We start from the raw sequence: 10,393 nt of genomic DNA on the forward strand, positions 1-10,393 counted from the left end.
ATTGTATGACGACTTTTCAATGATAACGTAACGAAATAACACCAACTTTCCCATCAATGTTGTTACTAACTACGTAAAAAAAGCGGGAAGCTGTGATCAGCTTCCCGCTTTTTATCGACCGGCTAAACGAATACTTACTGTTCGCGCAGAATCTTCAGCATGCGCTTTAGCGGCTCAGCGGCACCCCACAGCAGCTGGTCACCTACGCTGAACGCCGACAGGTATTCGCCACCCATTTGCAGCTTGCGCAGGCGGCCAACCGGCACTTGCAGCGTGCCCGTGGCAGCCGCCGGGGTAAGGCCTGCAATGCTGGCGTCTTTATCGTTAGGAATCAGTTTAACCCACTCGTTGTGCTTAGCGATGAGGTCTTCGATCTCATCCAACGGCACGTCTTGCTTTAACTTGATGGTGAACGCCTGGCTGTGCGAGCGCATCGCGCCGATACGGACACACAGGCCATCGATAGGGATCGGGTTGTTCTTAAGGCCAAGAATCTTATTGGTCTCAACGCTAGCCTTCCACTCTTCACGGCTCTGGCCATTTTCTAACTTGCTATCGATCCACGGCAGCAGGCTGCCCGCCAGCGGCGCGGCAAAGTTATCGGTCGGGAAGTCACCGCTGCGCATGGCAGCCGTTACCTTGCGATCGATATCCAGAATCGCGCTGGAAGTATCCTTCAGCTCTTCGCCAACGCTGTCGCGCAGCGTGCCCATTTGATTGAGCAGCTCGCGCATGTGCTTGGCACCCGAGCCAGAGGCCGCCTGGTAGGTCATGGAGGTCATCCACTCGACCATATCGGCTTCAAACAGACCGCCCAGGCCCATCAGCATCAGGCTCACGGTGCAGTTGCCGCCCACGAAGGTTTTGGCGCCTTTGGCTAGCTGATCATCAATCACCTTGCGATTGACCGGGTCCAGCACGATGGTCGCTTCATCTTCCATGCGCAGCGTGCTGGCAGCGTCTATCCAGTAGCCTTGCCAACCTGCGCTGCGTAAATCTTTATAGACCGGCTTGGTGTAGTCACCGCCCTGGCAAGTCACGATGACATCCAACGCTTTGAGTGCGTCGATATCAAAAGCGTCTTTAAGCGAAGGCACGTCTACACCGATGTCAGGGCCAGGCTGACCAACCTGGGAGGTGGTGAAGAATACCGGCTCGATGCCGTTAAAATCACCATCTTCCTGCATGCGCTGCATCAGCACTGAGCCCACCATGCCGCGCCATCCCACGAAACCGACTTTCAACATCTGAAGTCCTCCTGCAAAGAATGAGTGCTTGCATTATACACGATTCTTGATGGTGATTTTAAAACCGCCCAGCAACTGCCCTACTGTTTAGCAAACGCCGCTAACACCGCATCGCCCATGGCATCGGTGCCAATGGTTTGCATCCCTTCAGAAGCAATATCTGCCGTGCGCAGACCATCATCTAATACCTTGCCGACAGCGGCTTCAATGCGCTCTGCCATGGCATTTTCATTCAGTGAGTAGCGCAGCATCATGGCCACCGAGAGCATCATCGCCAGCGGGTTAGCTACGTTTTGACCGGCGATATCCGGTGCGCTGCCGTGGCACGGCTCGTACATGCCCTGCCCGCTTTTGTTAAGCGAGGCAGACGGCAGCATGCCGATGGAGCCGGTGAGCATGGCGGCGGCATCCGAAAGAATATCGCCAAACATATTGCCCGTCACTACCACGTCAAACTGCTTGGGTGCGCGCACCAGCTGCATGGCGGCGTTATCCACGTACATGTGGGAGAGCTCAACGTCAGGGTACTCTGGTGCCAAGCGATCCATCACTTCACGCCACAGAATAGTGACTTCCAGCACGTTGGCTTTATCGACCGAGCAGAGCTTCTTGCCGCGCTTTTGGGCCATTGCAAATGCCACGCGGCCAATGCGCTCAATCTCGCTTTCGGAATATACGTAGGTGTTAAAGCCCACCCGCTCGCCGTTGCGTTCTTCAATGCCGCGGGGCTGGCCGAAGTAGATGCCGCCGGTGAGTTCGCGAACGATCATAATATCCAACCCGGCCACCAGCTCAGGCTTCAGGCTTGAGGCGCTGGCCAGCTGCGGGTAGAGCATGGCGGGGCGCAGGTTGCCGAACAAACCCAGGTTTTTACGCAGCCCCAGCAGGCCTTTTTCAGGCCGCTTGGCGAGGTCTTCGATTTTGTCCCACTTAGGGCCACCCACAGCGCCCAGCAAAATCGCGCTGGCAGCTTTGGCTTTCTCCAGGGTTTCCGCGGGCAGCGGATCGCCATGGGCATCATAGGCAGCACCGCCCACCAAGCCCTCTTCGACCGCAATATCCAAGCCCGCTTCCTGGCATGCCTTCAACAAGCGCGCCGCCTGGGCAGCAATCTCGGGGCCAATACCGTCACCCGGCAGCAATAAAACCTTATGCGTCATGCTGAATCCTTAACGTGTTATAGAGCGACGTTGGTCGCTTGGCGCATTGCAATGGAGCGGCAACGCGCTATCAAACTTACTGTAAGCACTGAAAACCCTTTAGGCGGACTGACGAAACAGCCAGGGGCGCGCAGTTTTGTGCTTCTGCTCAAAAGCGCGAATAGCGTCTTCGTCTTTTAGCGTCAGGCCAATATCATCCAGCCCTTCCAGCAGGCAGTGCTTGCGGAACGCATCGATTTCAAATTCTAAAATTTCGCCGCTGGGGGTAATCACTCGCTGGTTTTCTAAATCCACATCCAGCTGATAGCCCTCTTTGGCTTCCACTTCGGCAAACAAGCGATCCACCACTTCTTCTGAAAAAGTGATCAGCAAAATGCCGTTCTTGAACGCGTTGTTATAGAAGATATCCGCAAAGCTGGGCGCAATCACCACCTTAAAACCAAAGTCTTCCAGTGCCCAGGGCGCGTGCTCACGGGAACTACCGCAGCCAAAGTTACGCCGGGCAAGCAGCACTTCAGCGCCCTGGTAACGCGGCTGGTTGAGCACAAAGTCTGGATTCAGCGGGCGCTGAGAGCAATCCTGGCCCGGCTGACCTTCATCCAGGTAGCGCAATTCGTCAAACAAATTAACGCCGAAGCCGGTGCGCTTAATCGACTTCAAAAACTGCTTGGGAATGATTAAGTCAGTATCAACGTTGGCGCGGTCAAGCGGGGCGACCACGCCTTCAAAACGGGTAAATTTTTTCATGGCTTAAGCCTCCTGAGCGTGGACGGCATCGTTTGCGGACAAGCTACGCACATCGACAAAATGACCGGCAATGGCGGCCGCCGCGGCCATCGCGGGACTAACCAAGTGCGTACGGCCACCGAAGCCCTGGCGCCCTTCAAAGTTGCGGTTAGAGGTAGACGCGCAGTGCTCGCCAGCGCCCAGTTTATCCGCGTTCATAGCCAAACACATGGAGCAGCCCGGCTCGCGCCACTCAAAGCCCGCCTCAATAAAGATTTTATCCAAACCTTCGGCTTCCGCCTGGCGTTTTACCAACCCAGACCCCGGCACCACCATCGCCAGCTTGATCGAATCAGCCACTTTCTTACCTTTCGCCACCTTGGCGGCTTCACGCAAATCTTCGATGCGCGAGTTGGTGCACGAACCGATAAAAATTTTATCCAACTTGATATCGGTAATTTTCTGGTTGGCCTGCAAGCCCATGTATTCCAGTGCGCGGGTATGGCTGCGCTGCACGGTTTCATCCGAAGCAGCGAAGGGGTCGGGCACTTGGCCGGAAATGCCGGTGACCATCTCCGGGCTGGTGCCCCAACTCACCTGCGGTTCAATGTCTTCCGCCTGCAGGGTAACGACTTTATCAAACTGGGCATCGTCATCGGATACCAAGTGGCGCCAATCCGCCACGGCGGCTTCCCACTGATCCAAGGTGGGCGCAAACGGCCGCTTGGCCAAATAATCAATGGTCGTGTCATCTACCGCGATCAACCCCACCCGGGCGCCTGCTTCGATAGCCATGTTGCATACCGTCATACGGCCTTCCATCGAGAGCGATGCAATCGCACTACCGGCAAACTCAATCGCGTAACCGGTGCCGCCCGCAGTGCCAATCTTGCCGATAATCGCCAGCACTACGTCTTTAGAGGTCACGCCAAGGCCAAGCTCGCCTTCGACACGTACCTGCATGTTCTTCATCTTTTGCGCCAACAAACACTGGGTTGCCAGTACGTGCTCGACCTCAGACGTGCCGATACCATGGGCCAAGGCACCAAAGGCGCCGTGGGTGGCGGTATGGGAATCACCGCACACCACGGTCATACCCGGCAGCGTGGCGCCCTGCTCGGGGCCGACTACGTGCACGATGCCTTGGCGCGGGTCGTTAATTTTGAACTCTTCGATGCCATACTCAACGCAGTTGTCGTCAAGGGTTTGTACCTGAATCAACGACACCGGGTCTTTGATACCGCTGTTGCCCTCGGCACGCTCTTTTATCGTCGTTGGTACGTTATGGTCCGGCGTTGCCAGGTTGGCATCTAAACGCCACGGCTTACGCTTCGCCAGGCGCAAACCTTCAAACGCCTGGGGCGAGGTGACTTCGTGAAGCAGCTGGCGGTCGATGTAGATCAACGCAGTGCCGTCATCGCGTTGCTTGACCAAGTGCTGGTTCCAAATCTTGTCGTAAAGCGTTTGACCTGACATGTGGTTCTCCTGGGCATTGCCCTGCTAGTTCGGTATGGCAGCCTCTGTGGGCGCTTATAGTGCCTATGCCGTCAGTGTCACGCGACTCGCGCATAAAAGCAATTCATGTTATTCATAGTTTAGATTCCAAAATGGAATAGCTAAACAAGAGTAGCCACCCGGGAATACCTATGGATACGCAAAGTCTACAAGCCTTTTTGGCCGTGGCCGATACGCAAAGTTTCTCCCGCGCGGCAGAACAGCTCCACCTTACCCAACCTGCCGTTAGCAAACGCATTGCTACCCTGGAATCGCAGGTAAGCACGCGGCTGTTTGACCGTATTGGTCGGCGTATTGCGCTAACAGAAGCCGGTAGCGTGCTGTTACCTCAAGCGCGGCGTATTCTGTTCGCCGTTGAGGACAGCCGCCGGGCGCTAGCCAACCTTTCCGGCCAAGTGGGCGGCAAGCTTACCTTGGCCACCAGCCACCATATTGGCCTTCACCGTTTACCACCTTTATTAAAACAGTACACACAGCGTCACCCAGAGGTAGCGCTCGACCTGCACTTCCTGGATTCCGAGCAGGCTTACCAGGGGGTACTGGATGGCACGTTGGAAATGGCCGTGGTGACACTAGCCCCTCACCCGCATGAACAATTACAGGTGGTCGAGCTATGGCGTGACAGGCTCTGTTTTGTATGTTCAGCCGACCACCGCCTGGCTACCCAGGCCGACCAAAGCACGCTGACACTGGCCGACCTGTGCCAATACAACTGCGTGATGCCGGGGGCAAAAACCTTCACAGGGTCGCTTATCGCGCAGCGTTTTAGCGAAGTTGGCCTGCAGCTACCGGTTAGCATGGCGACCAACTATTTAGAAACGCTAAAAATGATGTGCAGCGTGGGGTTAGGCTGGAGCCTGCTGCCGGAAAAAATGATCGACAGCGAACTGGTAGAGCTGGAAGTAGACACCCCGCCTATTTACCGACCGCTGGGGTATTTGGTGCATACCAATCGAACGCTTTCTAATGCGGCGCACAGGATGATTGAGGAGTTAGAAAATTCGCGGGATAAGAGCCCCCAGGCCTCTAAGCGCGCGTAAAACTCGCCTGGTTCGTCACCACACACTACGATGGGTTTTCGTAGCGCGTGGTAAGCGAAGCGCACCCGCGAAAGCAACGCGTAGCGGTGCCGAGGTTTGACTGAGGTACCACCGGGCGTCGTTCCGCCGCCTCCCGCGGGTGCCTCAAAACGCTCGCTGAACTCGCATTCTCGTTACCACGCGCTACAAGTGTGCGCACGCAGCTGGATCGATGGGTTTTGTAGCGCGTGGTAAGCGAAGCGCACCCGCGGAAGCAGCGCGCAGCGGTGCCCGGGGTTGTCTGAGGCACCACCGGGCGTCGTTCCGCAGCCTCCTGAACTGACCCCCTATTCACCAAACCAAGCAAACACTTCTTCGCCGGTCACCTGCTTGGTTTTTTCTGCTAATGACTTGGTTTTTTCTGCTAATGAATAGTAGCGGGGCTTTTGTTCAATAAATATTTGCGCGGTTATTTTCCCATCATCCGCGCCATCAAGAAGCCCAACGGGAAACGCGTAGTAATGCCCACCCTGCTTTAAGCGATAGAAGAAGTGGGTAGCAGCTAGCCTGCAGGGTCAATGGTAAAGCGTTGAGCCAGTGCTTCGTAAAGGGTCTGCCGAGCTGCCTCGTCGAACAGCACAAAGCGGATCAGGCGCACTTTCTTCAAACTTGGCAGTATGGATTCGAGGGTAGCCGCGCATACTCGAGCGGCTTCTTCCGCCGGGTAACCAAAGGCGCCCGTAGAGAGTGCCGGGAAAGCCAGCCGCTCAATACCGTGCTCGTCGGCCAGTTTCAGTGCATTGCGATAACAATCCGCCAGCAGTTGATCCTCCGGCTTGTCGATGCCGTACACCGGGCCCAGGCAGTGAATCACCCAGCGGTTGGGCAGGTTATGACCCCCGGTGAGTACCGCCTGCCCTGGATTGATGGGCGCCATTGGCTGACCCTCTTCAGCCAGGCCGGGCCCAGCAGCGCGATGAAGCGCCCCAGCGACACCGCCGCCGGTTCTCAACTGCGCATTGGCGGCATTAACGACGGCATCTACATCGGACTGCTGGGCGATATCCCCCACCACGCATTGCACACTGATGTTACTGTGGTTGCTCATAAGCTCCTCCGTCTGTTACTACACATTGCGAAGTGCCCGCTGATAAAGAGGCTTCTTAACTGCGGTAAATGCTGAAAGTGTAGACTGTACAGAGCGTTGCTGCTCATGCTGCGGCCTCAATAATCGCGCCTGCTTCGCGCATTTCATCCATTACGGTGCCAGTCTGATTCGGGTGGTTTTCAAATACCGAAACCAAGGCGATCACACTCCGATTCCTGGAAGCCCTACTTGATCGGATCAAAATCAAACCTAACAAGCGGGTAGTCAATCATCCGGGCTCCGACGCTGAAGGCGCGAACTGCAGGCAGGAGACTGTTATGTGCCTCTCTCTACTTGGCAATGTATCTGACACTCTCCAATCCATCGAAATCATTGTCCTGGGTCCAAAGCACAGCCGCGTACTTTTGCGCCGTTGCAAAGATAATACTGTCAGCCAACGGCAGTTTATGAAGCACACCAAATTTTGCGGCATCCATTGCAAGCTCTGAATCCAAGGGAACAACCTTACCTTGCTTCATATGAGCAGTGACAATCAATGCAGCCTCCTCACCACGTTGGCGCAGTACGTTTTTGAAAACCTCTGTGATCGTGATGCTTGGAACAAGCAATTCGGGCAACTTTTCGATAGGCACAGAGAACGCTGCCGCGTTGCCGTCACCGGCGAAGTACGACAGCCAAGCCGATGAATCAACGACATTCATATCCGGTCTTCTTCCTTAACAACCGTAGTATCAATGCCCTTCAGAAACCCTTTCATTTCGTTCATGGGTTTCAGAGGAATTATCTCGATCCTGCCTTGATAGGACATGATCTGGACTTTCTGCCCAGACACAATGCCCATAGATTCACGAATTTCTTTAGGAATTACAATCTGATACTTCGGGGAAACAGTCACTGCGACCATGATGCCACCTATCGATAAGAATTTGGTATTACGATAGCCTTATCGATCGGTACGATCAAGGCACATCACATGACATTGACCGTCACTCCCTTATATTCGCATCGTTTCAGTGCCTGCTTTGCTTCATCGGGTATCTCTGGGTCTAGCATATTGTCGGAAGCTCCTCTTGCCACCCTCGAACTGCCGAGTATGCTCAACACAACTATTAAGATTATAATCACGGGCTAAGCCAAACCCAATCGACTATCGAACGCCAAGCCCCGGGCCTATGACTGTGAACACCCTCCATCGAAGTGAAAAAAGCCGAGCCAAGCCTGTTCGCAAGGGCCTGCACCCAAAGAACCTGCACAACCAAGGCTATGACTTCCCTGCTCTGGTAAAGAGCCACCCAGCATTAGCCACCTATGTGCAGCCAAACGCTTATGGCCAACTTTCCGTCGATTTCGCAGACCCACTGGCAGTAAAGACGCTCAACGCCGCGTTATTAAACCGATACTACAACATTGTCGATTGGGATATTCCAGAGGGCGCGCTTTGCCCTCCCATCCCAGGCAGAGCCGACTATATCCATTACATGGCGGATTTAATTGGATTTGGGCTTGGGCGTGAACAGCCCAGCATCAAGCTGCTCGATATCGGGACGGGCGCAAATGGCATCTACCCGCTACTGGCTTGCCAAATCTACGGCTGGCAGTGTGTCGGTAGTGACATTAACCCTCAGTCGCTTGAGAACGTCGCCACGGTTATCACCCACAACCCCACGCTCAAAGATCGCTTCACGCTGCGCACGCAACACGATAAAAACCACATTTTTGAAGGGATCATTCAACCTGGGGAGTTCTTTGACGTCAGCGTATGCAACCCGCCCTTCCATGCCTCGCTCGATGAAGCCCTTAAAGGTAGCCAGCTTAAACTCAATAACCTTGCGCGTAGTCGCGGTGAACAAAAAGCCAAAACCCAATCGCCTACGCTGAATTTTGGTGGGCTGGGGGCCGAGCTTTGGTGTAAGGGGGGCGAACAGCTGTTTCTTAAAAATCTAATAAGAGAAAGCCAAGCGTATTCAACTCAATGCCGCTGGTTTAGTAGCCTGGTTTCAAAAGCCGACAATATTAAGCCTGCCAAGAAGCTGATTCGTAAGCTCGGTGCCGTTGATAGTCGGGAAATCGAGATGAATCAGGGAAATAAGATCACAAGGATATTGGCCTGGACATTCATGTGAGCTGCTCCCGAGGCGGCGCATGATTATACGAAGCCCTGCCACGACATTATCCCGCTATAAGCACATCGCCTGGGATGGAAAACCGTCAGGTCTATCTTGTGCTTGATCAGGATGTGCACAGCGTGTTCAAAGGTGCCTGGCTGGAGCTGATCTTGGTAGTTGATCACCACCTTGGCGTTCTGATAATAGTTATAAGTCTTGAAGCGGGGCATGCTGACCACTCCTCGTCTGTTTTCTCGACCCTACCAAAACTTAGGCGTTAGTGTTTTTTTCTACAGGCTCAACGCCTTCTTAAGTGGTGAACAATACTACCACGATACTCAACTATTGCATCGTAAGCATAAAAGCCAAATCGAACCAAAACTACCAAGCGTTGTGAATCCGTCTTAAAGCGTTTGTTATGGTGCAGCTACCGTATACCAATGTTCTTGGACATATTGAAACCAGTAATGACAAACCCGACTTCTTGGTATAAATTGAGCGCGCGCTCATTTTGATACGCTACTCTTAGCTTTATTTGATTAACACCAACTGCTTGTAGCTGTTTTTCCAAAGCAGAGATAGCTTGAGTACCATACCCAAAACCACGGCATTCATTGGACACAAAGAAATCATAGATAAAGGTCGACTTATCTGTAACATTAATTGAATGCCACAAATAACCAATACGCTTTAGCTGTCCATCAACCTCAGTATCAATGCATAACAATGAATGCTCATTTCCCTGTAAACCATTAGGAAAGCAACGATTTAGCTCCTTTTTAGCCTGTTCAGCTGCCACCTCTATGGAGCATCCATAATTCAGGGCTATTTCACGACTGTAATCGTCGATAAAGTACTGACAGTAATCAGGATATTCTTCTTGCCGCATTTCCCTAAGTACAACCATATCTCTTCCTTTCAATGCGATGAAATCCATCCGCAAAATAACGTGAAGGCAACCGGCGCCGGAGCGCCTGCGGAGGGAACCAAAAGCGGCACGCTTTTGGCGTCTGGTTGACCGCCTGGTGATGAGTTCTCTGATAGCTCAACGTCTTCACCGAAAATGATTCGATGACCCTCTGGTGTTGCTACACCAAACTCACGTAGGCCCCATGGCTTATCAGATATCGCCTGGAAAATTTCGGCGCCGCGCTTCCGATAATCACGATAAATCTCGTCTATGCTCTCACAGTTTACATAAGCGAAGTACGAATGTTCGTGCGTACCACGGGCCGGAACTTCGTCCGGACAGTGCCCCAACATGACGTGAAAATACCAAGGCTCAGGAACGATCAGCCTTCCACACGGAACCGAACGGAAAACCCAAGTTTGTCGAGAAAGTAGCTTTCGTTTTTCTCAAGATCCTGGACCGCCAAAACATGCTGGGTGGCTTTTACTTCAAACACAAATGACCCCCTTCACACGAGTGGATACTCATAACGCACGCCTGCAGCAGGGGAGCGACGCAAGGAGCTTCCTTGCCTGCACTTGTTAGGCAGCCTATTACCCGGTA

12 protein-coding genes are annotated in these 10,393 nt (G+C 53.5%); 2 read left to right on the forward strand and 10 right to left on the reverse strand.

Annotated features, from left to right (window positions below):
* Nucleotides 1–134: 134 nt before the first annotated feature.
* The 4 genes from asd to leuC all read right to left on the reverse strand — a co-directional run bounded on the left by asd (nt 135) and on the right by leuC (nt 4,609).
* Nucleotides 135–1,247, reverse strand: a complete 1,113-nt coding sequence (gene asd / locus HVA01_RS14890) for an aspartate-semialdehyde dehydrogenase (RefSeq protein WP_146876197.1) — start codon at nt 1,245–1,247, stop codon at nt 135–137.
* Nucleotides 1,248–1,327: 80 nt separating this feature from the next.
* Nucleotides 1,328–2,407 carry a 3-isopropylmalate dehydrogenase gene (leuB, locus tag HVA01_RS14895; RefSeq protein WP_146876198.1) on the reverse strand — a complete coding sequence of 360 codons (1,080 nt, stop codon included), beginning with the start codon at nt 2,405–2,407 and terminating at the stop codon, nt 1,328–1,330.
* Between the two features lie 99 nt (nt 2,408–2,506).
* Nucleotides 2,507–3,154 (reverse strand): 3-isopropylmalate dehydratase small subunit, encoded by a 648-nt coding sequence (gene leuD, locus HVA01_RS14900; protein ID WP_146876199.1) that lies wholly within the window; start codon nt 3,152–3,154, stop codon nt 2,507–2,509.
* Nucleotides 3,155–3,157: 3 nt separating this feature from the next.
* A complete protein-coding gene (gene leuC, locus HVA01_RS14905) occupies nt 3,158–4,609 on the reverse strand; it encodes a 3-isopropylmalate dehydratase large subunit (protein WP_146876200.1) in 1,452 nt (483 codons plus the stop codon).
* Nucleotides 4,610–4,779: 170 nt separating this feature from the next.
* Here leuC and HVA01_RS14910 point away from each other — a divergent pair, with 170 nt between their 5' ends.
* Nucleotides 4,780–5,688: a LysR family transcriptional regulator gene (locus HVA01_RS14910; protein WP_146876201.1), complete on the forward strand. Its 909-nt coding sequence runs from the start codon at nt 4,780–4,782 to the stop codon at nt 5,686–5,688.
* A 541-nt stretch (nt 5,689–6,229) separates the two neighbouring features.
* Here the strand turns inward: HVA01_RS14910 and HVA01_RS14920 are convergent.
* The 3 genes from HVA01_RS14920 to HVA01_RS14930 all read right to left on the reverse strand — a co-directional run bounded on the left by HVA01_RS14920 (nt 6,230) and on the right by HVA01_RS14930 (nt 7,679).
* A complete protein-coding gene (locus HVA01_RS14920; RefSeq protein WP_146876202.1) occupies nt 6,230–6,775 on the reverse strand; it encodes a macro domain-containing protein in 546 nt (181 codons plus the stop codon).
* 329 nt (nt 6,776–7,104) lie between these two features.
* Complete coding sequence (locus HVA01_RS14925; protein ID WP_146876203.1) at nt 7,105–7,476, reverse strand: type II toxin-antitoxin system VapC family toxin; 372 nt, start codon at nt 7,474–7,476, stop codon at nt 7,105–7,107.
* Nucleotides 7,473–7,679: an AbrB/MazE/SpoVT family DNA-binding domain-containing protein gene (locus HVA01_RS14930; protein ID WP_146876204.1), complete on the reverse strand. Its 207-nt coding sequence runs from the start codon at nt 7,677–7,679 to the stop codon at nt 7,473–7,475. Before HVA01_RS14930 ends, HVA01_RS14925 begins: the two co-directional genes overlap by 4 nt.
* 268 nt (nt 7,680–7,947) lie before the next feature.
* Here HVA01_RS14930 and rlmF point away from each other — a divergent pair, with 268 nt between their 5' ends.
* Nucleotides 7,948–8,898 (forward strand): 23S rRNA (adenine(1618)-N(6))-methyltransferase RlmF, encoded by a 951-nt coding sequence (gene rlmF, locus HVA01_RS14935; protein WP_246129664.1) that lies wholly within the window; start codon nt 7,948–7,950, stop codon nt 8,896–8,898.
* A 23-nt stretch (nt 8,899–8,921) separates the two neighbouring features.
* Here the strand turns inward: rlmF and HVA01_RS14940 are convergent, their stop codons facing one another.
* From HVA01_RS14940 to HVA01_RS17880, 3 genes are all read right to left on the reverse strand, one after another.
* Complete coding sequence (locus HVA01_RS14940) at nt 8,922–9,110, reverse strand: transposase (RefSeq protein WP_146876206.1); 189 nt, start codon at nt 9,108–9,110, stop codon at nt 8,922–8,924.
* Nucleotides 9,111–9,307: 197 nt separating this feature from the next.
* Entirely contained in the window at nt 9,308–9,787 is a 480-nt protein-coding gene (locus tag HVA01_RS14950) for a GNAT family N-acetyltransferase (RefSeq protein WP_146876208.1), read from the reverse strand.
* A gap of 11 nt (nt 9,788–9,798) precedes the next feature.
* The gene (locus tag HVA01_RS17880) at nt 9,799–10,143 is read right to left on the reverse strand and encodes a VOC family protein (protein ID WP_371860158.1); all 345 of its coding nucleotides are present in this window, start codon (nt 10,141–10,143) and stop codon (nt 9,799–9,801) included.
* Nucleotides 10,144–10,393 lie beyond the last annotated feature (250 nt).

It is taken from the genome of Halovibrio variabilis (genome assembly GCF_007991175.1).
Lineage (GTDB): Bacteria > Pseudomonadota > Gammaproteobacteria > Pseudomonadales > Halomonadaceae > Vreelandella > Vreelandella variabilis.